The organism is Desulfocurvibacter africanus subsp. africanus DSM 2603, from assembly GCF_000422545.1.
GTDB classification, from domain to species: Bacteria; Desulfobacterota; Desulfovibrionia; order Desulfovibrionales; family Desulfovibrionaceae; genus Desulfocurvibacter; species Desulfocurvibacter africanus.
On the sequence record NZ_AULZ01000010.1, the window covers coordinates 135,488 to 157,361 of the forward strand.

Genomic DNA, 21,874 nt, shown 5'->3' on the forward strand with positions numbered 1-21,874 from the left:
TTCCATGTCGTGAGGACCGCAGCATGAGCGACTTGAAATCCATGTACCGCGCCATGAGCGAGGATCCCTTTCCGGAAGATCTCACAATCCGCCTGGGCGACCAGGAACTCGTCTTCCGCAAGCGCACCTGGACCATCGGCGGCGAGCGCAAGGGCCTGCGCTACGGCGAAAACCCGGATCAGCCTGCGGCGCTATATGAATTGGCCGACGGCGGGCTCACGCTCGGCGGCGTAAGCTTTCGGGGACCCGGCCAAGGTCTTGTGTCCGCGCTCACCGAGGAGCACATGCTCCAGGCCGGCAAGCACCCGGGCAAGACCAACCTGACCGACGTGGACAATGGCCTTAACATTCTCCAGTACCTGACGGCCAAGCCCGCGGCCGTGATCCTCAAGCACAATAATCCCTGCGGCGCGGCCTGGACCGAGGAAGGCCTGGCCACGGCGCTCACGCGCGCCTTCGAATCCGACCGCATCGCGGCTTTCGGCGGCGCGGTGGTGGTCAACCGGGCCTTGGACGAGGCCACGGCCAAGATCATCGACTCGGCCTACTTCGAGGTCGTGGCCGCGCCGGACTATGCGCCCGCGGCCCTGGAGACCCTCAAACGCAAGAAGAGCCTGCGCATCCTTAAGATACCCGGCATCGCGCAGTTGCCGAAGCTGGTGGGCGAGCCTTTCCTGGATCTCAAGTCGCTCATGGACGGCGGCATCGTAGTTCAGCTCTCCTTCCGCAATCGCATCCTCAAACCCGGCGACTTCCTGCCTGCCCGGGCCGACAAGGACGGCTCCACGTTCCTGGCGCGCACGCCCTCGGCCCAAGAAGCCGAGGACCTGATATTCGCCTGGGCCGTGGAGGCGGGCGTAACCTCGAATTCGGTCATCTTCGCCCGCAACGGCGCTACCGTGGCCATCGGCACCGGCGAGCAGGACCGCGTAGGCTGCGTGGAGCTGACCATCCACAAGTCCTACACCAAGTATGCGGACCTGCTGGCCTTCAGGGAACAGGGCTTATCGCTGTACCAGCTCAAGGAAAAGGCCCAGCAGGATGAAGAGTCGGCCAAGATCCTCTCCGATATCGAGCGCCGCACGGCGGAGGCCCGGGGAGGGTTGGCCGGCAGCGTGCTCGTATCCGACGGATTCTTCCCCTTCCGCGACGGCGTGGATGTGGCCCTGGCGCAGGGCATCACGGCCATTGCGCAGCCCGGGGGCTCCATCCGCGACCATGAAGTCATCGAGGCCGTGAACCAGGCCAAGCCCCAGGTGGCCATGGTCTTCACGGGCCAGCGCTCGTTCAAGCATTAGAGCTTTTTGCTTTTGAAAATGCTCTGTAAGCCATGCGTCGGCATGGCTTACCGCTAACTTCGGCGTAGGCGCAATTCACTTGCGCCGTTAACGCTGGAGCGGGCGTCTTAAAGGCAATCTGCTCAAGACCAGCTGGACGAAAGGCGGGAGTATCCGCCGGAGACCGGAGCCCAACCGACAAGCGGCTCCCCGGGTCCCGATGTGCGTCGGCGGCTTTGTCGATCCGCCCGGAGTAGCCGGCTTCTCCGGCCGATTCGGGATCTGACGCCGGGGTGCAGCGCTCCCTGGTGGGATAAAAGCCGGAAAGGATAACGTCCCGCCGGGAAGACTAGTTTTCCCTGGGCAGGTTTTACCGTATATTTTGGCTGGCCAGCGCCTTGCTGGCGGCAAACGCCATAGGAGTGACATGGCCAGGCTTGTTCGCTATCCGGGACCCGGATGCGTCGTCGAATTCATGCAGGGCAACCAGCCGCAGCTCGCCTACGTGGTCGAGGAGCAGTCGGGACGGCTGCGCGTGCTGACCCAAAACCGCCGTGAGGCCAAGCTTCCGGCTTCACGCCTGTTGCCCTGGTCCGGTCCGGCCTACCCCGCGAACTTGAGCCGAGCCGATACCGAACGCCTGCTGGACAGCCATGTGGCCAAGCGCCGCGAACTCGCGGCCGACATCGATGTCCTGGAGTTGTGGTCCATGGCCCAGGGCGAGGTGGAGCAGGCCAAGGCCGAATGGTTCGCCGAGCTGCTCTGGGCCGACCCGGACCCGGATCAGGTGGCGGCCATGGGTCGCGTGCTCCTGGACTGCAAGACCCACTTCAAGTTCCACCCCCCGGAGTTCATCCCCTACTCGGCCGAGACCGTGGAATCCCGCCTGGTCGAGCAGGAGGAAACCCGTATCCGGGAGAAGCTCGTCGGCGCTGGACAGGCCTTTCTCAAGGAACTCTGGCAGTCGGGCAACGGCCCCGTGGATATTGACAAATTGCGAGCCAAGCCGGACGCCGAGACCGCGCCCTTGCTGGCCGCCATGCTCAAGGCCCGCATAGCCGACCCCGATGACAAGGAGCCCGACCTGCTGTGGCGCGAGCTACGTCGCGGGCTGCCCGAGCATCCTTACCTGGCTCTGCTGCTGGCCGAGCGCTGGGGCATCGTGCCGCCCCACTACAACTATCTGCTGGACCGCGCCGGCTATGTGACGGGCGAGTCCTGGGCCGAGCCCTACGCCGACGAGGTCGCGCAGCTGCGTCGCCGACGCGACGAGCTGGATGCCGCAATCGATCCGCGCCCCTTCGTATCCATCGACGCAGCCACCACCACTGATATCGACGATGCCTTTGTGGCCGAATGCGACGGTGAGGCTATCCGGGTCTCCGTGGCCTTTGCCTGCCCGGCCGTGCACTGGGATTTCTCGAGCCCGTTGGGCCGCGCGGTCCTGGACCGCGCCACAAGCCTGTACCTGCCCGAGGGCACGAGCCACATGCTTCCGCGCGAGTTGGCCGACGACATTTACAGCCTGCGCCAGGGCGAGCCCCGGCCAGCGCTGATCCTCGATTTGCGCGTGGACGCAGGCGGAGAGCCGACGTTGACCGGCCTGAGCTTCGGTCGAATCACGGTGGCCGCCAACATCACCTATTATCAGGCCGAGGAGCGTCTGTCCGCGGACTCGGCAAGCTGCGCCGACATGGCTGTCGACACGAGCACCGGCCTGGACAGGCTGGATTGGGCCGCTTCACGCGATCTGGCCTCGCGGCTGCGCGAGCGACGCATACGCAACGGAGCAGTCATCATCGAGCGCCAGGAGCCGGAGATCGTGCTCGACGACGGCGACACTCCCCAGGTGCGCCTGGAGGTCAAGAAGCCCACGCCCGCGGCGCAGCTGCTGGTCAGCGAGCTCATGATCGTGGCCAACGAACTCTGCGCCCGCTGGGCCATGGAGCAGGGCGTGCCGCTCTACTTCCGCACCCAGGACGCCGTGCTGCCCAAGGACGCCGCCGGAGTGTGGACCGAGCCCGAGGACGTGTACCGCGTGGTCAAGCACTTCGGCCCCACATTGTTGGAAATACAGCCCAAGCCCCACAAAGGCCTGGGAGTGCCTGCCTACTGCCCCGTGACCTCGCCGCTACGGCGCATCACGGACCTGATCAACGTGGCCCAGATCCAACGCGTCCTGACCACGGGCCAGCCCATGTTCAGCCGCGACGAATTGGAATCCATGCAGCCGTCCGTAAGCGCACGATTGGAGGCCGTGGGCAAGGTGCAGCGATTCCGCCCCCGTTACTGGAAGATGTTGCACCTGCTGCAGAACCGCAAGGCTTCCACCTGGACCGGCGTGGCTGTGGACGAGTGCGGTGGACTGGTGACCCTGGCCTTGCCCGACGCCCAGATTTTCGTGCGCGCCCCGCGCGACATGCTCGGCGAAAAGCTGTACCCCGGTCAGCGCTTCGCGCTCCGTTTCGGCAAGATCGACCCCCTATGCAACGAAATTCGCGTGGCCGAGGCCCACGAGGAGGAGGCGGATGTCTAAGCTCTCCCCTGCCCGGCGCGCCAAAGGAGTCTGCCCATGTTTTTGAGCATCGGCTGGATCCTCATGTCCTACCTTATCGGCTCCGTGCCTTTCGGTCTGGTGATGGCCAAGGCCGTGTGCGGCGTGGACCCGCGCCTGGAGGGCAGCCGCAACACTGGAGCCACCAACGTCTCGCGCCTGTGCGGGACCAGGTACGGCCTGCTCGTGCTGGCCCTGGACCTACTCAAGGGATGGGCGCCCGCGGCCGGGGCCATGGCTTTCAGCGACAACTGGTTCTTTTTGAGCCTCGTGGGCCTGGCCGCCATCATCGGCCACATCAGCTCACCGTTCTTGTCCGGCAAGGGCGGCAAGGGCGTGGCCACGACCATCGGCGTGTTCCTGGCCCTCACGCCTTCGGCCCTGATCATCTCCGTGCTATGCTGCGTGGCGGCCATCACCATATCGGGCTATGTGTCCCTGGGCTCCCTGACGCTCGGCGCGGCCCTGCCCCTGTTCACGCTGCTCACCGGCAAGATCGGCTTCCTGCCCGTGACCCTGCTGGTGGCCGTCCTCATCTACTGGAAACACCGCGAGAACATCCGCCGCCTGGCCACGGGTCAAGAGAATCCGTGGCGCAAGAAGAAGACGCAGGGACAGGCCTAATAATTTCGTCGGCCAGGACCGTAGCGGTCCTGGCCGACCTGTCCTTTCCCGAATTTGACCATCAGGGCTGCACGCCTATATCCCCCACCTTGCCCGCGACGCATATGCCTGGTCAAAGCTCTGTCAGGTTCGTCCGCGGAAAATCATGTCTTGCGCACCCGTTTCGTTCGGCTATGCTGACGGCTAACTCCTGACCCGAGCATTCCACCCTGCCCAGTTCAGGGCTTTAGCCGAAGGAGCAAGCCATGCTCGAACGCATGCGTCATCTAGTGGAAGCACGCTGGCCCAGCCAGCACCGCCAGACACCAAGGCGAGATGCCCGGCTCGACGAGACAGTGGATCGGGTCGCGCAGATCGTCTCGCCCAAGATCAAGGCCATGCACGATTACCGACGGCGGCTTCGCGAGCCGGTTCAGCAAGCCCTGGATTTCTTCAGGCAAGCCGCCGATTCGCTCGTGGGTCCGGTAGTCATGGAGCCGGGCCTCTGGCGCACGGACCCGCTGCTCAATGCATGTTTCAGCTCCATGGAGCAGATGGGCGGATTCCTGCGCAACAGCGAGTCCCTGCGTCGACAGGCAGCCAAGTCCAGCCAAGGCGAGATATACTTCCTGCTGACCATGGACCGCCGGGAGGAGTCCACCCTCGGCTGCGTTGTGGAGTGCGAGGTGGCCCGCAGGGACGTGCTGCAGACCGTGGTCACCTTCAGCGACCATCGGGCCCATGCCCCCGCCGCGACCTTGGAAGAAGCTCGTGAAACCATGGCACGCGGAGCATTGGAGCATCTCGCGGCCAGGGCCAGAGCGCACATCGTGGACAACCGCAAACAGATCGAGGAGCTGGAGCGCGCCAGGGCCATGCTCAAAAGCGAACTGAAGTTGCTGGAGCTGGAACGCCACGGGCTGGGCGAGGCATTCGTCGATGCCGACATGCGCCGCAAGTTGTCCGAGGGCGAGCAAGCCTTGCACGAGCTGGCTTCGAATATGGCCCAGCTAAGGTCGGAGTTCGTGGAGTTGGCGGACTATCTGGAATTCGCAGTGAGGGCTTTCGAGGAGCCTGGAGAGTTCGTCACCTTCAGCACCGTAACCTTGGTGGTGAACAGACAAGGCATCAAGGACTACCAGGGTCAGGACGACCCCAGCCGCCCCATCCGCTTCAGCGAGATACGCCTTGCGGACAGGACGCGCGCGGCGTTCGTGGCCCGCTGCTCGGTGGCGGATGTTCTGGCGGATCCTGATAGAGGATGAGGCTTGCGATGCTGGTTCGGCCCATAGCCCGCGGCCGGACGTGCTGCGGGCGAATAAAAAGCCCCAGCCTCGTGGGAGGCTGGGGCTTGGCTTGCAATCGCTTTCGGCTCAGGCCGAAAGGGAACGCTCTACCAGGAGCGCTTATTGTAGGAGGGGCGTCCGCCGCTGCCGCCGCCGGCCGGGCGAGGAGCGCGCTCCTGAGCTTCGTTGACCTTCAGGGCGCGACCGCTGAAGTCCTGGCCGTCCAGGGCCTCGATGGCGGCACGGGCACCGTCGTCATCCATCTCGACGAAGCCGAATCCGCGCAGGCGGCCGGTCTCGCGATCGGTGATGAGGCTCACCGACTTGACTTCGCCGTAGGCGGAGAACAGGTTACGGATTTCTTCGTCGTAAGTGGAAAAAGGCAGATTGCCGACGTACAGTTTCTTGGACATTGGTGTTAGCTCCAATCGGTTTTCGGCACTACTTCTCATCAACTCGGAGCCAAGCACACGCAACGGTCCAAGACTCAATGGGGATTCATGCCCTTACTATTGAAAGGACATATTAAGCCTATTTCGGGCATTGGGCAATGGGGGCCCAAGAATAAAAATTCCCGCCCATTCAACCCGGCTGAAAGAGACCCGGAGCCTTGAGTGTCTATCCCGTGAGTATCCTGGCGATATCCTCCAGCCCCATGGCGTTGAGCACGTTTTCGGGCGCGACTCGGCCACGGCGGGCCTGCCCGATTCCCCAGACCATGTTTTCCATGGCCTCCAGCGAATGCGCATCGGTGCACACGGCCAGCAGGCAGCCGACCTCGCGCGCCAGATCGCAGTGGTATCCGTTCAGGTCCAGGCGGTCGCGCTTGGCGTTGACCTCCAGGATACGCCCGCGCTCGGCTGCACCCACGATGATTCGACCCATGTGCGCGCCGTGTGCATCCTGGTTGCACAACAGCCGTCCGGTGGGGTGAGCCAGGACGCGGAAGCGCGGATGGTCCATGGCCTTCAGGATGCGCGTTGTCTGCTGCTCGGCCGGCAGGTCTAAGTGGGTATGAATGGAGCAGATGGTGTAATCGAGCTTGGCCAGCATTGCTTCGGACAGACCCAGCGAGCCGTCGGCAAGGATTTCCACCTCGGCGCCCTTGAGCAGCCGGATGTCCAGCTTCTCGTTGAGTCGATCAATCTCCTCCCACTGACGGGCCAGGTCGCGCTCGTGAATACCCCAACCGCCTTCCACACGGTGGGCATGATCCGTGATGCCCAGATAGGCGTAACCGAGTTCCTGGGCTTTGAGGGCCATTTCCTCCAGGCTGGCTTTGCCGTCGGACCAGTTTGTATGCACGTGCAGATCGCCGCGCAGATCGGCGCGGGCGATGAGCCTGGGCAACTCCCCTTCGCTGGCCTCGATCATCTCCTCGCCGCCTTCGCGCAACTCGGGCGGTACGTAAGGCAGACCCACGAGGGCATAAATATCTTCTTCCTCGGCCCCACCCAGGCGGCGCGCGCCCCGGAATACGCCCTGCTCGCCGATGGTCAGGCCCTGCTCGCCGGCCAGGGACGCGACCGCGGCCACATGGACATAGGTTCCCGTGCGCAGGAACATGGCCGCGCCGAAGCAGTCGTCGGGCACGAGCACGATCTCCGCCGGCAAGCCGCCCTCCAGGCGCACCTCCCTGCGGCTCATGAGGTCATCGGAATGGCCCTGGCCGCCCGCTAGGCCCGACAAGCCGGACAGGGTCGTGGAACTCTTGGCCTTGTCCCCGACGCCGGCCACGATGGTCACGGACCTGACGGTTTCCATGTGCCTGCGCGCGGAGCCGGCCAGCGCCACGCGACGGATGCCCGGCGCGCCTTGCAAGGCCTTTAACAGTCCGTGGGCGGCATCCACCGCCACGGGCAGGGGAAAGCATTGCTCGGCCATGATTGGTCCTCATCCAAAGGTGTATTTCCGCTCGATTGATCGGAACCCTAACCGCTGACGGCACATCTGTCCACGCCAGCAGACCGTGTGTCCGGTTCAGCTCTCCAGCTGCAAGCGCACCGATACCGCCGTGGATACATCCTTCAGGGTGATCAGACCGGCCAGCCGACCTTCCTCGACCACCAGGAAGCGGCTGTTGCCGCTGGTGGTCATACGGTCCAGGGCCTCGCCAAGGTCCATGTCCGGCGGCAGGACAAGCTCCGCCGTGAACGGACTGAGCACGTCGGCCACCTTGCGCCACCCGCGCTCCTCGCGCGGCACCGTGCGCACGTCTTTGATGCGCACGGCCCCTACCAGCCGTCCATTGTCCAGCACCGGATACATGTCATGATGGTGCTTGTAGATGAAATCCTCCACGAACTCCGTAAGCAGCAGATCGGGAGCGACCGTGACCGGATCGCGCACCATGAGGTCGCGCACCCGTTCGCCTTGCAGGCGCTGCCGAACCACGACCTGACGGTAGGAGGACTGGGCCGCGCTGCGCAGGAAGATGCCGATAACCAGGTACCACAGCCCGCCAACCAGCGCGCCGGCGAGCATGTTGAGCAGCCCCAGACCAATGAGTATGGCCCCGATGATGGCGCCCAGGGACGCGGCTATGCACGTGGCCCAGGTCAGGTCTTTTTTCCAACGCCAGAGTAGCGAGCGAATGATGCGGCCGCCGTCCAAAGGGAAAGCCGGCAGAAGATTGAAAGCGGCCAGAATGAAATTGATGAAAGCGAGGTAGGCCGTGACGCCGAGAACCGGCGCCGGCCAGCCGACGGAATCGCCCCAGCGGTACACGCCCCAGAAGGCAAAGCCGAGCAGTATGCTGGAGAACGGCCCGGCTGCGGCCATCCACAGCTCGGTGCGCGCCGAGCGCGGCTCTTCGGTCATCTCGGATACTCCGCCGAAGAGAAACAGCGTGATGCCGCGCATGGGCAAGCCCATGCGCCGAGCCACCACCGAATGCCAAAACTCGTGGAAGATAATGGAAGCAAACAGTCCCAGAGCGCCTACGGCGGCCATGGCCCAATATGTGGGAACGTCCAGTCGCGGGTAGTAGCTGGGGAAAAATCCCACGGCCAGTGACCATGTCACCAGCACGACGATGATGATCCAGCTTGCGTCTATGCTGACTTCGAAGCCGAATAAGGTGAATAGCTTGATCTTTCTGCCGAACATCCGCGCCTCCTTCAGTTCTACCCGGGGCTCAACTTGTCGAGCATGACCTTGACCAACACAGCCCCGACGATGCAGGTCAGCACGCTCGATAATACCACAGCCGCGAAGATGGCATCCGGGACCGCCCAGTCCCCCAGCCCCTGGCCCATCTGCATGATGATCATGGTGACTTCGGCCCGCGGCGCCATGCTCACGCCCACAAGCAAGGCTGCCCGCCTGTTCTCCAGGAACCAGACCGGCAGCCCGTTGCCAAGGAGCTTGCCAAGCAGCGCGGCCAGCAGGAGCACCAGACTGGCCAGTCCGGCCATGGGCAATGATGCCGGGGCGATGCGCAAGCCGATGCCGATGAAGAAGAAAGGGCTGAGCAGCTCGTAGATGGGCGTGAAGCCGCGGTCCAGCGGCAGCGCCCTTGGGTCGCGGCTGAAGGCCAGTCCGGCGAAGAAGGCTCCGATGGCCAGGGAAAAACCGAGCAGGCCGGCCAGTGCTGCCAAGATGAAGCCCAGGGCGGTCATGGTCAAATTCAGGTCCGCCGGCACTTCCCAGTGGCGCAGGAAAGCCATGAGCGGACGCTCCAGATAGCGGGCGAAGGCGAAGCAGACCGCGGTGAACAGGGCCAACTTGGCCAGAGTCAGCCCAAGGACGGTCTCGAAGGCCTCCAGCCTTACGTGGCCAGTGCGCAGGTCGGAGGCCAAGGCCAGAACCAGGCCGAGGATGATCACCCCCGCGATGTCGTCCATTTCTGCCACGTCCACGAGCAACGCGCCGGTCCGCGTGTTCAGCGAACCCGCCGCCTGCCATACGCTCACGGTCACGCCCACGCTCGTGGCGGTCAACGCTGAAGCCACGATGACGCTCTGGGTCAGGTCCAGGGACAGCAGCCAGCGGCAGGCCCCATAGGCGACGATGCCGGCCAGACAGATGTCTCCGACCGCCACCAGGCTGGCGCGACCGATCTGGGACCTGAGCCTGCGTAGATTGCTTTCGAGTCCCACCCTGAACAGAAGCGCTACCAGGCCCGCGTCGCCCAGGAAAAGAAAAATGTCCCTGCTCTCTGGATACGGCGCGCCCCAGCCCTGCTCCACAAGCCGCAGCCCCAAGCCCAGGCCGATATATCCCACCAGGGGTGGCAGGATGCCGCGGCTGAAGAAGGCCTTGATCAGCATGGCCAAGCCTATGGTCAAACCCAGGACGAGGATGGTCACGGACAGATCGTGCGTACTCTCCACAGGCGGACTCCAATTATCCTGCGCCACGGCAGCGTCTCTACGGCCCAGGGCGCACTCAAGCTAGCATGACGACATTGCCTTGGCCAAGCAGGTTGAGAAATCCGGCTGATCGGGCGTTGCGCATCACTTTTGCCGACACGCTCCGGCAATGGACATATGTGGCCTCTTCTCAGTTCATCCAATCCACTCACCACTCTATATAAAACAACTCTTGCTATCTTGAGCACATACAGCCGGTTTGCCGACCCAAAGCAGTCGTGCCCTTCCAATTCCAGCAAGACAATGGCGCGCGGGCATTCCTACATAATTCAACAAGCGTTCGCCAAATCCGGCGCAATTTCCGGATTACATGGTCTTTATAGTGGCTGGTTGATTGATCAAGCGCCTGGACTTTTACCAGACCGAGGACTCAATGAAGATTGGAACAAAGATACTTGCCGCGGGCGTCAGCCTCGTTGCGGCGACCGCCGCATGCATCGTGGCCATTATCTTGTGGAAGCAAGGACAGCTTCAAGTTTAAATGCACGAGACCTTCGAAGGGCAGGCGCAGCAGCAGATCACGCTCGCCGGTCACGACGCCTTGGGGCTAGTGAAGTCCCAGCATGAAAGCCTGACCAAGCTCCTTGAGGGCAACATGCGCGTGATGCGCGAGCTCACCGATACATCCGGCGGTTTCTCGCTGGCGCGCGAGACCGTGGAGTGGCGAGCCGTAAATCAGGTCAGCGGGAACGCCTCGCTGGCAAGGCTGCCGCGCATGATGCTCGGAGGCGAGTGGCTGGGCCAGAACGTGGACCCCATCCGACCCATACCGTTGTGGATAAGCTGCGCACCCTGGTGGACTGTACGGCCACCGTCTTCCAGGTCTTGAACGAGCGTGGCGATCTGCTGCGCGTGGCCACCAAAATCGCGGCCAACGGCACCTACATTCCGGGCAACAGCCCCGTGGCCCAGGCAATTAGCTCCGGCCGCGGCTACCAGGGCCGAGCCTACGTGGTCGACGCCTGGTATCTAACCAGCTACGAGCCCCTTCGCGCTCCCGACGGCCGAGTCATCGGCGCGTTGTATGTAGGGGTTCTGCAGGAAAACGTGGCCGCCCTGCGCCAAGCAATAAAAAACGCAGGCATCGGCAAGAACGATTACCTGTTTGTCGTGGGCGGACGCGGCGAAGAGCAGATCAGCAAGGCCGTGCGCGACCAGGACAGCACCGTGCAGCACAACGCCGCTTCAGCCGAGGAGCTGGCCTCCACGAGCGAGGAGCTTTCCGGCCAGGCCGAGCACCTGCGTGCGACCATCGGCTACTTCCGGCTGAACGACAGTGGCATTGTCAGATCCCGGACCTTGCGCCTAGGCGAGCCCACACGTTCCGCCCTGCCCTCCCGCCGCGCCGCGACCGCGCTTGCACCTGCGTTATCAGAGCGAGCGCCTGCGCTACCCGAACGCAAGGCCATGGCTATTCGGGCCGGGAACGAAGGCACGACCTTGCGTGCCGCTGGAGACAAAATTCCGGCGTAGCAGCCCAAGCGCATCAATCTGGACTTGGCGGATGAAGAGTTTGAGCGATTTTAGCCAGCCTTGAGCAAAAGCAAATCCAGTATGGGCCTGCTCGCGTGCGCTTTCGTCGTGAGCAGGCCTTTTCAGCGCACTTCGTTCCCCCAGACCAACCTGCCCGTCGATCCGCAAGGTGTATGCCGTGGTGGAAGGCGCATCCACAGCCCGAACTTCGATTACGTATTGCACATCGACATCCAGGAAGCGGACGATCTCCCTTGACGCGCCATCGGAATCCGCCCTGGCGAGCAACAAGCCGTTCCGGTCGTAGAGGAGCAGATCCAGATCGTTGGCCCCAAATCCGCTGAGGGTCATGGTGTACGACCCGCTCACGAACACGGAAAAGATGAAGAAGTCCGCGAAATCATCGCCCTGATCCACGGTCCCAATGACTGTAACTCCCACGGGGATGCCGGTGGCCTGGACGAGCGTGTCGTTGGGCTCGTTCTCGGACACGAGGTCGGTAGTGTCATCAGGCTCGTTGTCTGTGCACCCCGCAAAAGCGAGGATGCAAAACAGCAGGATGGCGAGAAAGCAGATCCCGGCGTTTGAGCCGGAGACCAAACGCAGCCCAGGCATAACCGCTCCTCCTCTCCTCCGTCCCCTGGCTGCAGCATACGGTTGATAGAGGGCGAGCGGTCAATGATTTGTGACGTGAGGACTGGGTGCGGGATCTTCAGCAAATGAAAGGCCATGGCTTGTGGGGGCTGCCATGGCGAAGAGATGGTATATCGAAGGCCGAATGGAATAAAATGGAACGGTTTCTACCTACTGCTGATCACTCTGCGTCACTTCCGTGTCACCGGCCTCCGGCAGCTTGGCCAGGATGGCCTCCACCAGCGGCTCCAGACTGCTCCTGTCCTTGGCAACGACCGGAATGCCTTCGGGATAGATGTTGCGCACGATCTGGCGCTCTTCCTCCGCCAGGGTGTCCCATTTGTTGAGCACCAGCACGCGCGCGATTTTCCCAAGCTCCATCTCGCCCAGAATGAATTCCACCGCCGCCACCTGGGATTCCAGCTCCGGGGAGCCGGCATCGGCCACGTGCACCAGCAGGTCGGCGGATTCCAACTCCTCCAGGGTGGCCTGAAATGCCTCCCGGAGCTCGTCAGGCAGTTGGCGGATGAAACCCACGGTATCCGTAAGCACCACCTCGCGTTCGCGAGGGAAGCGGATGCGTCGGCTGGTGGGGTCAAGGGTGGCGAAGAGCTTGTCTTCGGCCAGGACCACGGAGCCTGTCAGGGTATTGAGCAGCGTCGATTTCCCGGCGTTGGTGTAACCCACCAGAGCCACAACGGGCACGCCAGACTTGGCCCTGCGTTCGCGGGTGTAGCCCCGCCGACGGCGCAGGTCCTCAAGCTCGCTCTTGATGCGCGTGATGCGCTCGCGCACGCGGCGGCGGTCGATCTCCAGCTTGGTCTCGCCGGGACCCCGGCCGCCGATGCCGCCGGCCAGCCGCGACAAGGCCCTGTTCTGGCCCACCAGCCTGGGCTGGAGGTACTTGAGCTGGGCCATCTCCACCTGCAGCTTGCCCGAGCGGGAGGTGGCGCGCTGGGCAAAAATGTCCAGAATGAGCTGAGTGCGGTCCAGCACCTTGCGCTCGGTCATGTCGGCCAGGGTACGCTGCTGCGCGGGCGTCAGCTCGCGGTCGAAGACGAGCACCTGGGCGTCCTGTTGCAGGGCCTGGACCTCCAACTCGGCGATCTTGCCCTTGCCCAGCACAGTCTTGGGATTCATCTGACGCATGCGTTGGGTCATGCGGCCCATGACGGACAAGCCCGCGGTGCGCGCCAGCTCGGCCAGTTCATTGAGCGAAGCTTCCTGCACGGCGCGCGACTCCGTTGACACGGATATCAGCAGGGCGCGCTCTTCGCCCGCCACGGCCTTGACCTCGACGCCGCGCGCCAGCTCGTCCTCCAGGGACTCGGCCATGGCCGTGAAGTCAAGGTCCAGGCGATCCCAACGCCTGGGCGGCAGGATCTCCCAGGAGCGGTTCTCGGGATTGGGCGGAAGCAGGTGCGCCACATGCAAAGTCTGCGGCTGGCCGAGCTTGTCTACGCTCAAGGCCGCCATCGAATCCAGGCGCAGGAAAAGCATGTCCGTGAGATCCTCTTCGGACAGCCCGCTGTCGGTGAGGTGCGTGTGCAGGAGGCGCAGGCCGCGCAAGCGGCCGCCCACGGCCCGTTCGCGGCCCAGTTCGGGAATCAGGATGGAGTGGGCGTTGCCCACTATGACCATCTCGGGACGGCCCTGGCGGTCCAGAAGCAGGCCGATCTGGCGCCCGCTGGCGGCCGAAAGCATGGCCAGTTCCCTGGCCTGGTCGACACTATAGCCGCCCAGGGGCGGATAGCGGCGCTGGTAAAGGCGCTCAAGACCCTTTAGCTGGCTGACCTTGAGACCTTCGGTGTTGCCCTGGACTTTGGCGATGGCGTTATGCCTCCCTGCTGGAGATGTACTCCGCGATCATGGCGTCGTAGCCCGAAACCCTGCGGAAGGTTTCGGCGGCCAACTCCCGACGCAGCCCGAGCCCGACCTTAAAGCCGTTGGCAGCCAGCTCGGCCATGATGCGAGGATAGTGCAGCGGGTCCGGGACCACCAGCATGGAGTGAAAATTCTTGGCCGCGGCGCGCAGCAGCGTGGGACCGCCGATGTCGATCTGCTCCACGGCGGCTTTGAGGTCGGCCTGGCCGCGCACGGCCGAGGCGAAATCGTAGAGATTGACGCAGACCAGGTCGAAGGTCTTGATGCCGTGGTCCGCCAGTGTTGTCAGATGGGCCGGATCGTCCTTGTCGGCCAGCACGCCGCCGTGAATGTACGGGTGCAGCGTCTTGACCCTGCCGCCAAGGATCTCGGGGAAGCCCGTCACATCACTGACGGATGTGACCGCAAGGCCCGCGGCCTCCATGGCTTTCTTGGTGCCGCCCGTGGAAACCAGCTCCACGCCGTTTCCAGCCAGGAAGGCGGCGAACTCGGCGAGGCCCGACTTGTCCGTGACGCTCAAAAGCGCCCTGCCGATGGGCAGCATATCCATGCGCTAACTCCTGTTTTTTGGAGCCTGTGCCAGATTTGCCGACCCTTGGCAAGCCGCTCTCCTCGTTGGCTTCCCGCCCTGATAGTAGGGTAGGGATGGATAGGGCGGGAAGCCGTTCCGGGAGGGGATGCCGAACAGAAAAGTTAGGCGGCCTGGCTCATCAGTTCTTTGGCCTGGGCGTTATCGGGATCGTTCTCCAGAATGCGCGCCAGGTGGTTCTTGGCCTCGGCGTTGCGGCCCAGGCAGATCAAGCAACCCGCGAGAGAGTAACGGATCTCGTTCTTCATGGGGTCGAGCTGGAGGTAGTTCTCCAGGTGCGGGACCACGGTGTCCAGGCGGCCCAGGGTGTGGGCCAGGCGGATGAGGCCGAAGATGGCCACCATGTTCTCGGGATTCTTCTCCAGAGCCTTGATCATGTGCTCGAAGGCGGCCTCTTCGCGACCGATCTCCATCTCCACCAGGGCCATGCCGGCCAGGGGCTTGTCGCTCTCTTCGATGGAAGCGGCCTTCTGGTACAGAGTCAGGGCCTTGTCCAGTTCGCCGCGCTGCACGGCGATGGTGGCCATGCCGAGGTAAGGATCGGCGTGCACGCCGTTGGAGCCGATGGCCTTCTTGTAGTAGTCCTCGGCCTTGTCCAGCTCACCCATGAACAGGTAGCATTCCCCGAGTTCCTTGTTGATCTCGTAGTCAAGATTGGTGCTCATAACATCCCCTCCGTCGGGTGGTTTATAGCGGAAGACTGTACCGTTGCCGGCTAAATGCAATCGCCTTGCCAATTCAAATATACAACTCAAGCGTCTATAATTTATTATTATTTTAACAACGACCACTCGCCGGGGGATGAAAAAAAGCTCTACCTGAGCCTTCATAGCTCCCCGTTGAGGGAATTGTTTTCCCCTCACCTCCGACGAACTGCCGCACACCTCCCTGTCGGCTTCCAGACAGTATTTCATTAGAGCATCTATAAAGATATCAATATGTTATAAAATGGAACGAGCTTTGCTATTCGATATGCGTTCCGAACCGACATCTGCCGCGGGCGTGAATGCCCAAGGCTCGCAGAAGGAGGATGAATACGCCATGAAGACACTGTTCCAGCCCCATATGGAGCTAACCAAGAAGGTCATGGACCTGCGTCTGCAACGTCAGAATCTCGTCATCGCCAATATCTCCAACATCAATACGCCGAACTATAAGCCGCGTCGGCTTGATTTCGAGGAGAAGCTCCAGAAGGCCCTGGACATAGACTCACGCGGTAAGATGGCCAGGACGGATGAAAACCATGTACCGACCGCGTTCAACGCCAAGGGATTCTCCGGCGACTGGGAGAAGGAGTTCAAGCCTCGCGCCGAGCACGGACAGGATTCCGTGGATCTGGACAAGGAAATGGCCATCCTCAGCAAGAACAACATGCTCTATGACGCCCTGAGCCAACTGACCAAGGAAGGCTACAAGGGCATCAACAAAGTCATAAACGAAAGCAAGAGCTAGCAGGAGGGCCACCATGGACTTCATGACCGCACTCGATGTGGCCGCTTCGGGCCTCACGGCCAAACGGACGCAATTGAACATCATCTCGTCCAACCTGGCCAACATCAACACCACGCGCACGGCCGAAGGCGGGCCCTACCGGCGCAAGACCGTGGTCTTTCAAACCACGGGCACCCGCTCGCCCTTCGACAGCGCCATGATGGACGCCATGGAACGCGAGCTTAAGGGCGTCAAGATCTCGCACATCACCAAGGACAATCGGCCCTTCAAGATCGTTAACGATCCCGGACACCCCGACGCCGACGAATTCGGCAACGTGCGTTTTCCGGATATCAACGTGGTCGAGGAGATGGCCCACATGATCACGGCCATGCGCTCCTACGAAGCCAACGCCGCCTCGGTGGAATCCATCAAGAGCATGTTCAGCAAGGCTCTGCAGATCGGCCAGAGCGTATAAGCAAATCGGAACCGAAGAAAAATAGGGAGTGATTGATATGAGCGTTTCCAATGTCGCCATGAGGGCATACTCGAAGGCCCTGGACGCCCACAAGGAAGCCGAGAAAAAGGCTCTGGGCAGCGCCAGCTACAATCCCGACGCCGAATCCGGCTTCACCAAGACCATGAATGCCTCGCTCAAGAAGGTCAACGACCTGCAACTGGAGAAGAACTCCATGGTCGAGGCTTTTGCCTCCGGCGAAAACCAGAACGTGCACGAGCTCATGATCCAGATCCAGAAGGCCGGCCTGGCTATCAACATGACCAGCGCGGTGCGCAACAAAATCATGACGGCCTATCAGGAAATAATGCGCATGAGCTTCTAGAGGCGACGCATTACCTGGAAACCGACACACTATACGCGAGCTGAGGAGCACGGACAATGCCTCCCTTCCTGCAAGACAGCCTAAATAAGCTGACAGCCTTCTGGAGCGACCGTTCCATGGCCCAACGGGTCATGATCGGTGGCTTGGCGGCCTCGCTGGTCGTCATCTTCCTCCTGCTCATCATCTGGCTGAACCAGCCGGACTACAAGATACTCTACTCGAACCTCCCGCCTGAAGACGCGGGCAGGGTCGCCGAGCAGCTGAAGAAACAGAAGATCGACTACAAGCTTGAGGATAGCGGCAAGACCGTGCTCGTCCCTTCGGACCAGGTCTATCAGCTGCGCCTGGACATGGCGGGGGAAGGTCTCCTGCATGGCACGGGCTTGGGATTCGAGCTTTTCGACGAGGTGAAGATCGGACAGACCGACTTCGTGCAGCGCATCAACTACCAGCGCGCCCTGCAGGGCGAACTGTCGCGCACCATCACCGAGTTCCCCGAGATCGAACGCGCCCGCGTGCACATCGTCATGCCCCACAAGAGCCTGTTCATCGAGGAGCAGTCCCCGCCCACCGCCTCCATTATCCTCAAGCTCGCCGAGGGACGGGAGCTTAATCAGAAGCAGATCGAGGCCATAGTCAACCTCGTGTCACTCTCGGTGGAAGGGCTGGACAAAAGTCAGATCACCGTGGCCGACGTGGCCGGCAAGCTCCTCTTCCAGGCCGATTCCGATGATTCGGTGAAAGGTCTGACCTTGGGCCAGCTTGAGTACCGCACCACACTGCAGCGCAATCTCGAACAGCGCATCGAGCAGCTCCTGACGCCTGTGGTGGGCGTGGGCAAGGTCATCGCCCGCGTCAACGCCGACGTGGACTTCAGCCAGAAGACCATCACCAAGGATATTTACGACCCCAGCTCGGCGGTCGTGCGCAGCGAGCAGCGCACCGAGGAGCAGACCAAGGGCAGGGCCAATATCGAAGGCGGAGAGCCCGACCCGAACTTCCGTGGCGACGGCTTCAACGGAAGCCTCTCCAGCCAGGACTCCAACCGGGAAACGCGCACCACCAACTTCGAGATCAACAAGGAACAGCAGAGCATCGTCGTGCCCGTGGGCGAGATCGACCGCCTGTCCGTGGCCGTCATCGTGGACGGAACCTGGCAGGCGCCCGCCGAGGGAGAAGGCGAGCCCGTGTGGGTGCCGCGCTCCCAGGAGGAGATCCAGCGCATCACGGAGCTCGTGCGCAATACCGTCGGCTTCAGCCAGTCGCGCGGCGACGCCATCGAAGTTTCCAACATTTCCTTTGGCGAGCCCGACATGTTCGGCGAGCCGAGCCTGATGCAGACCATGCTCGAGTACATGCAGCGCCTGGGCAAACCCATCCTCAACGGCCTGCTCATCTTCCTCTTCCTGCTGCTCATCGTGCGGCCGGTGGTGCTCTCGCTCATCAAGCCCAAGGTCGCAGCCGAAGAGATCGAGGAACTCATCAGCCTGCCCGAAGCCGACGAACGCCTCGCCCTCGAGGAAGGCGTGCAGGACGAGGTGCTGGACCTGAACAGGCGGCTTGAGTTGGCCAAGGCACAAGCCTTGCAGCTTGCCGAGAAGGACATGGATCAAGCAGTGGCAGTGCTCAAGACTTGGCTGAAGCAAGAGGCAGCCTAACATGATGCAGCAGTACAGCGGCCCCCAGAAAACAGCCATCCTTCTGCTGGCTCTAGGGGAGAAGTTCACCACCGAATGCTTCAAGCGCATGGACCGGGCCGAGATAGCTCAGGTTTCCAGGGCCATGCTCAACATGGAATCAGTGCCCAAGGAAGACGTGGAAGAGGTCGTCAGGGAGTACAACGAAACCCTGGCCTACGGCCACGAACTGCTGACCGGCGGCGCGGACCAGGTACGCCGGCTGCTCATGAAGTCCCTGGACGGCGACACCGCCAAGTACATCATGGACCAGCTCAACATGGACAGCGGCCCGGCGCCCTTTCGCGAGCTGCAGAACGTCAGCCCCAGGATACTGGCCCAGATCCTGCGCAACGAGCACCCGCAAACCCTGGCCCTCATCCTCGGCCACCTGCACTCGGAGCAGGCCGCGGATCTTCTGGCCAGCCTGCCCGGCGGCATGCGCGCCGAGGTGCTCATGCGCTTGGCCAAACTCGAGGCCGTGGCCGAGGACATGCTCATGGAAGTCGACAAGGTCCTCCAGAGCCAGCTCATCGCCATGGGCGGCAAGGAAGGCAAGAAGGTCGGCGGCGTGGCCGCGGTGGCCGAAATCCTCAACGCCGTGGACCGGCAGACCGAGGAGGAGGTTCTCTCCGAGATCGAGGAAGAGTCCGCGCAGATGGCCGAGGAGATCAGAAACCTCATGTTCGTCTTCGAGGACATCAAGGCCATCGACGACCGCTCCATCCGCGAGCTGCTCAAGGAGATCTCCAACGACGAGCTCACCCTGGCCCTCAAGGGCGCCAGTGAGGATCTGAAGATGAAGTTCTTCAAGAACCTGTCCGAGCGCGCCGCGACCATGATCAAGGAAGACCTGGAAATCATGGGCCCCGTGCGCCTGGCCGATGTGGAAGGCGCTCAGCAGGCCGTGGTCAAGGTCGTCCGCCGCATGGAAACCGAGGGCCGCATAGTGGTCGGCAGAGGTTCGGGCGATGTCTTTATCTAGCGAACAGGCTGAACTACTGGTGCGTGAGGCGCGGGCTGAAAAGCCCGCGCGCGCCCAGGCTCTGGACAGCGGCGAGCACACCGAGCCCGATGCGGAAGGTGTGCGCTTCGTCTCGGGCCGCGTCATATTATCCATGAGCGACGGCTTGCCCAAGGTCACCTCGGTGCAGGAGATCGAGGGCAAGAAACCTCCGGTATGGGACGAGAAAGCCGGCGAGGAATATCTCTCTCGCGTGCGTGACAAAGCCATGGGCAAGGCCACGGAGATCTTGGCTCAAGCCATGGCCGATGCCGAGGAGATTAAGCGCAAGGCCTACGAGGAGGGGCTGGCTCAAGGCCGAAGCGAGGCCCTCAAGGAGGCCGCGGCCAAGCAGTCCGACATGGCCGAGGATTTGGCGCAGACGCTTTCGGCCATACGATCCGCCGGCAAACAGGCCTTTGATCGTCAGGCCGCCGACATCGTGCAGCTTATCCGCTTGGCCGTGGAACGCACCCTGGCCGTGGAAATGGACCAAAAGCGCGCGGAGATGCTGGAAAACCTCCTGCGCGAATCCTTGGACCTCATCGACTCGCAGCTCAACCTGACAATCCTTGTGCGCCCCGGAGAACGGGAACTGCTGACTCCCCTGCTGGAGGCATCCCGCGACCGCTACCCCTCCCTCTCGGGCTGGACCATCCGCGAATCAGCCGACCTGGAGCCGGGAGGCTTGTGGATCGAATCGAACGACGGCATCGTGGACAACACCCTGAACGGGCGCTGGACAGGCGTATCGCAGATTCTGGACCAGCTCACGCTGGAGCGGGAGGACTAACCGAGTGAATCCAACCGCCTGCCTGCACTACCTCTCCGAACTGCGGCCGGTCCGCAACTTCGGCAAGATCACCAAGGTCGTGGGGCTGGTGGCCGAAGGCCGCGGCATCAAGGCCCCTGTCGGCGCGGTCTGCCACCTCGTGCCCCACGAACCCGGAGGCGAATCCTTGGCCGCCGAGATCGTAGGCTTCAGAGACGGCGCTTGCCTGTTCATGCCCTACGGCGACATGCGCGGGGTCAGGCCCGGAAGTCTTATCCAGAATTCGAGCAATCCTCCGCACTTCCCCGTGGGCTTCGGCTTCCTGGGCCGCGCCCTGGATGCCTTCGGAGCCCCCCTGGACGGCCGGGAGGCGCCCGCGCCCGAGGCCTATTACCCCCTGCACACCGAACCGCCCAACCCGCTGACCAGGCCGCGCATCAACGAGCCACTGGACGTGGGCGTACGCGCGGTCAACGCCCTGCTGACCTTGGGCAAGGGCCAGCGCGTCGGCATCATGGCCGGCTCGGGCGTCGGCAAATCGACGGTCATGGGCATGATGGCCCGTTACACCAAGGCCGACGTGAACGTCATCGCCCTGGTGGGTGAACGCGGTCGAGAGGTGGTGGAGTTCATGGAGCGCGATCTGGGACCCGAGGGCATGAAGCGCTCCGTGCTCGTGGTGGCCACTTCGGACACCAGCCCGCTGGTGCGCATGCGCGCGGCCTACGCCGCCACGGCCATGGCCGAATTCTTCCGCGATCAGGGCAAGGACGTGCTGCTCATGATGGACTCGGTGACGCGCTTCTGCATGGCCGGCCGTGAGGTGGGCCTGGCGGCGGGCGAGCCACCCACGCGCGGCGGCTTCACTCCGAGTGTCTTCGCGCACCTGCCCAAGCTTCTGGAGCGCGCCGGCAAAAGCGCCAAGGGCTCCATCACGGGCATCTACACCGTGTTGGTGGACGGCGATGACTTCACCGAGCCCGTGGCCGACGCAACGCGTTCCATCCTGGACGGCCACATCGTGCTCACTCGCGAATTGGCCGACGCCGGCCACTACCCGTCCATCGACGTGCTCAAGAGCGTGTCGCGACTGCGCTCCGACATCACCACCCCCGAAGCGCAGGTCGCAGGCCGCACGCTCATCCGGCATATGGCCACCTTCAAGCGCGTCGAGGACATGGTCAACATCGGCGCCTACGCCCAGGGGTCCAACCCGGAAATCGACAAGGCCCTCAAGATGATCGGGCCCATCAACGACTTCCTGCGCCAGGGCGTGGATGAGAATGCGGACTTGCCCACGAGCTTCAAAGCCATGCAGGATTTGGCCAGACGCTAGATTCCGGAAGCGGATATCGCATCATCAAAAGAGGGTGGCTGCCTGCCACCCTCTTTTTTGCTCGTTGCATGCTCTTTTTACGCGTAGCCATCCGCAAGGTTGCGCTGCCTTGGCGGCAATACGTTTCCAGTATGCGCTTGCA

Annotated in this window: 20 protein-coding genes; 12 read left to right on the plus strand and 8 right to left on the minus strand. The window is 62.7% G+C overall.

The window, feature by feature from the left end; all coding sequences use genetic code 11:
- Positions 1 to 23 precede the first annotated feature (23 nt).
- The 4 genes from H585_RS0108075 (at position 24) to H585_RS0108090 (ending at position 5,699) form a co-directional block, all read left to right on the plus strand.
- Positions 24 to 1,298, plus strand: coding sequence for an IMP cyclohydrolase (locus H585_RS0108075; RefSeq protein ID WP_027367452.1), 1,275 nt, complete (start codon positions 24 to 26; stop codon positions 1,296 to 1,298).
- Positions 1,299 to 1,704: 406 nt separating this feature from the next.
- Positions 1,705 to 3,813 carry a ribonuclease catalytic domain-containing protein gene (locus tag H585_RS0108080; protein ID WP_027367453.1) on the plus strand — a complete coding sequence of 703 codons (2,109 nt, stop codon included), beginning with the start codon at positions 1,705 to 1,707 and terminating at the stop codon, positions 3,811 to 3,813.
- A 36-nt stretch (positions 3,814 to 3,849) separates the two neighbouring features.
- Positions 3,850 to 4,455, plus strand: a complete 606-nt coding sequence (plsY, locus tag H585_RS0108085; RefSeq protein WP_027367454.1) for a glycerol-3-phosphate 1-O-acyltransferase PlsY — start codon at positions 3,850 to 3,852, stop codon at positions 4,453 to 4,455.
- A 245-nt stretch (positions 4,456 to 4,700) separates the two neighbouring features.
- Positions 4,701 to 5,699, plus strand: a complete 999-nt coding sequence (locus H585_RS0108090) for a hypothetical protein (RefSeq protein WP_027367455.1) — start codon at positions 4,701 to 4,703, stop codon at positions 5,697 to 5,699.
- A 128-nt stretch (positions 5,700 to 5,827) separates the two neighbouring features.
- Here the strand turns inward: H585_RS0108090 and H585_RS0108095 are convergent, their stop codons facing one another.
- From H585_RS0108095 to H585_RS0108110, 4 genes are all read right to left on the minus strand, one after another.
- Positions 5,828 to 6,133: an RNA recognition motif domain-containing protein gene (locus H585_RS0108095; RefSeq protein WP_014259938.1), complete on the minus strand. Its 306-nt coding sequence runs from the start codon at positions 6,131 to 6,133 to the stop codon at positions 5,828 to 5,830.
- A gap of 205 nt (positions 6,134 to 6,338) precedes the next feature.
- On the minus strand, positions 6,339 to 7,604 hold the full coding sequence (locus H585_RS21110) for a DNA polymerase/3'-5' exonuclease PolX (protein ID WP_051183035.1): 1,266 nt from the start codon (positions 7,602 to 7,604) through the stop codon (positions 6,339 to 6,341).
- A gap of 96 nt (positions 7,605 to 7,700) precedes the next feature.
- Positions 7,701 to 8,828: a site-2 protease family protein gene (locus tag H585_RS0108105; RefSeq protein ID WP_027367456.1), complete on the minus strand. Its 1,128-nt coding sequence runs from the start codon at positions 8,826 to 8,828 to the stop codon at positions 7,701 to 7,703.
- Between the two features lie 17 nt (positions 8,829 to 8,845).
- Positions 8,846 to 10,054, minus strand: coding sequence for a cation:proton antiporter (locus H585_RS0108110; RefSeq protein WP_027367457.1), 1,209 nt, complete (start codon positions 10,052 to 10,054; stop codon positions 8,846 to 8,848).
- A 699-nt stretch (positions 10,055 to 10,753) separates the two neighbouring features.
- On the opposite strand from H585_RS0108110, the gene H585_RS21115 reads away from it, so the two are divergent.
- Positions 10,754 to 11,566 carry a Cache 3/Cache 2 fusion domain-containing protein gene (locus H585_RS21115; RefSeq protein WP_244432496.1) on the plus strand — a complete coding sequence of 271 codons (813 nt, stop codon included), beginning with the start codon at positions 10,754 to 10,756 and terminating at the stop codon, positions 11,564 to 11,566.
- On the opposite strand, the gene H585_RS21120 is transcribed toward H585_RS21115, so the two are convergent.
- The 4 genes from H585_RS21120 to H585_RS0108145 all read right to left on the minus strand — a co-directional run bounded on the left by H585_RS21120 (position 11,483) and on the right by H585_RS0108145 (position 15,337).
- Complete coding sequence (locus H585_RS21120; RefSeq protein ID WP_244432497.1) at positions 11,483 to 12,181, minus strand: hypothetical protein; 699 nt, start codon at positions 12,179 to 12,181, stop codon at positions 11,483 to 11,485. The two genes, H585_RS21115 and H585_RS21120, sit on opposite strands and share 84 nt — an antisense overlap.
- Positions 12,182 to 12,370: 189 nt before the next feature.
- On the minus strand, positions 12,371 to 13,903 hold the full coding sequence (gene hflX / locus H585_RS0108135) for a GTPase HflX (protein WP_034627469.1): 1,533 nt from the start codon (positions 13,901 to 13,903) through the stop codon (positions 12,371 to 12,373).
- 130 nt (positions 13,904 to 14,033) lie between these two features.
- On the minus strand, positions 14,034 to 14,633 hold the full coding sequence (locus H585_RS0108140) for an IMP cyclohydrolase (protein ID WP_027367461.1): 600 nt from the start codon (positions 14,631 to 14,633) through the stop codon (positions 14,034 to 14,036).
- 143 nt (positions 14,634 to 14,776) lie between these two features.
- The gene (locus tag H585_RS0108145; RefSeq protein ID WP_027367462.1) at positions 14,777 to 15,337 is read right to left on the minus strand and encodes a tetratricopeptide repeat protein; all 561 of its coding nucleotides are present in this window, start codon (positions 15,335 to 15,337) and stop codon (positions 14,777 to 14,779) included.
- Positions 15,338 to 15,620: 283 nt separating this feature from the next.
- On the opposite strand from H585_RS0108145, the gene flgB reads away from it, so the two are divergent.
- From flgB to H585_RS0108180, 7 genes are read left to right on the plus strand one after another with little or no spacing between them, the layout of a single operon-like run.
- Positions 15,621 to 16,124, plus strand: coding sequence for a flagellar basal body rod protein FlgB (gene flgB, locus H585_RS0108150; protein WP_081678619.1), 504 nt, complete (start codon positions 15,621 to 15,623; stop codon positions 16,122 to 16,124).
- A gap of 13 nt (positions 16,125 to 16,137) precedes the next feature.
- The gene (gene flgC / locus H585_RS0108155; protein WP_005985513.1) at positions 16,138 to 16,581 is read left to right on the plus strand and encodes a flagellar basal body rod protein FlgC; all 444 of its coding nucleotides are present in this window, start codon (positions 16,138 to 16,140) and stop codon (positions 16,579 to 16,581) included.
- Positions 16,582 to 16,618: 37 nt separating this feature from the next.
- Entirely contained in the window at positions 16,619 to 16,945 is a 327-nt protein-coding gene (fliE, locus tag H585_RS0108160; protein ID WP_027367464.1) for a flagellar hook-basal body complex protein FliE, read from the plus strand.
- A 56-nt stretch (positions 16,946 to 17,001) separates the two neighbouring features.
- Positions 17,002 to 18,603 carry a flagellar basal-body MS-ring/collar protein FliF gene (gene fliF, locus H585_RS0108165; RefSeq protein ID WP_005985509.1) on the plus strand — a complete coding sequence of 534 codons (1,602 nt, stop codon included), beginning with the start codon at positions 17,002 to 17,004 and terminating at the stop codon, positions 18,601 to 18,603.
- Position 18,604: 1 nt separating this feature from the next.
- Entirely contained in the window at positions 18,605 to 19,606 is a 1,002-nt protein-coding gene (fliG, locus tag H585_RS0108170; RefSeq protein WP_005985507.1) for a flagellar motor switch protein FliG, read from the plus strand.
- Positions 19,593 to 20,417, plus strand: coding sequence for a FliH/SctL family protein (locus H585_RS0108175; protein WP_027367465.1), 825 nt, complete (start codon positions 19,593 to 19,595; stop codon positions 20,415 to 20,417). Before fliG ends, H585_RS0108175 begins: the two co-directional genes overlap by 14 nt.
- Before the next feature lie 4 nt (positions 20,418 to 20,421).
- Complete coding sequence (locus H585_RS0108180; RefSeq protein ID WP_027367466.1) at positions 20,422 to 21,732, plus strand: FliI/YscN family ATPase; 1,311 nt, start codon at positions 20,422 to 20,424, stop codon at positions 21,730 to 21,732.
- Positions 21,733 to 21,874 lie beyond the last annotated feature (142 nt).

What these genes read in the sequence shown, in the direction of transcription:
- H585_RS0108075 (WP_027367452.1), top strand. Translation starts at nt 24, where the DNA reads ATGAGCGACTTGAAATCCATGTACCGCGCCATGAGCGAGGATCCCTTT.
- H585_RS0108080 (WP_027367453.1), top strand. Translation starts at nt 1,705, where the DNA reads ATGGCCAGGCTTGTTCGCTATCCGGGACCCGGATGCGTCGTCGAATTC.
- plsY (WP_027367454.1), top strand. Translation starts at nt 3,850, where the DNA reads ATGTTTTTGAGCATCGGCTGGATCCTCATGTCCTACCTTATCGGCTCC.
- H585_RS0108090 (WP_027367455.1), top strand. Translation starts at nt 4,701, where the DNA reads ATGCTCGAACGCATGCGTCATCTAGTGGAAGCACGCTGGCCCAGCCAG.
- H585_RS0108095 (WP_014259938.1), bottom strand. Translation starts at nt 6,133, where the DNA reads ATGTCCAAGAAACTGTACGTCGGCAATCTGCCTTTTTCCACTTACGAC.
- H585_RS21110 (WP_051183035.1), bottom strand. Translation starts at nt 7,604, where the DNA reads ATGGCCGAGCAATGCTTTCCCCTGCCCGTGGCGGTGGATGCCGCCCAC.
- H585_RS0108105 (WP_027367456.1), bottom strand. Translation starts at nt 8,828, where the DNA reads ATGTTCGGCAGAAAGATCAAGCTATTCACCTTATTCGGCTTCGAAGTC.
- H585_RS21120 (WP_244432497.1), bottom strand. Translation starts at nt 12,181, where the DNA reads ATGCCTGGGCTGCGTTTGGTCTCCGGCTCAAACGCCGGGATCTGCTTT.
- hflX (WP_034627469.1), bottom strand. Translation starts at nt 13,903, where the DNA reads ATGCTTTCGGCCGCCAGCGGGCGCCAGATCGGCCTGCTTCTGGACCGC.
- H585_RS0108140 (WP_027367461.1), bottom strand. Translation starts at nt 14,633, where the DNA reads ATGGATATGCTGCCCATCGGCAGGGCGCTTTTGAGCGTCACGGACAAG.
- H585_RS0108145 (WP_027367462.1), bottom strand. Translation starts at nt 15,337, where the DNA reads ATGAGCACCAATCTTGACTACGAGATCAACAAGGAACTCGGGGAATGC.
- flgB (WP_081678619.1), top strand. Translation starts at nt 15,621, where the DNA reads ATGGAACGAGCTTTGCTATTCGATATGCGTTCCGAACCGACATCTGCC.
- flgC (WP_005985513.1), top strand. Translation starts at nt 16,138, where the DNA reads ATGGACTTCATGACCGCACTCGATGTGGCCGCTTCGGGCCTCACGGCC.
- fliE (WP_027367464.1), top strand. Translation starts at nt 16,619, where the DNA reads ATGAGCGTTTCCAATGTCGCCATGAGGGCATACTCGAAGGCCCTGGAC.
- fliF (WP_005985509.1), top strand. Translation starts at nt 17,002, where the DNA reads ATGCCTCCCTTCCTGCAAGACAGCCTAAATAAGCTGACAGCCTTCTGG.
- fliG (WP_005985507.1), top strand. Translation starts at nt 18,605, where the DNA reads ATGATGCAGCAGTACAGCGGCCCCCAGAAAACAGCCATCCTTCTGCTG.
- H585_RS0108175 (WP_027367465.1), top strand. Translation starts at nt 19,593, where the DNA reads ATGTCTTTATCTAGCGAACAGGCTGAACTACTGGTGCGTGAGGCGCGG.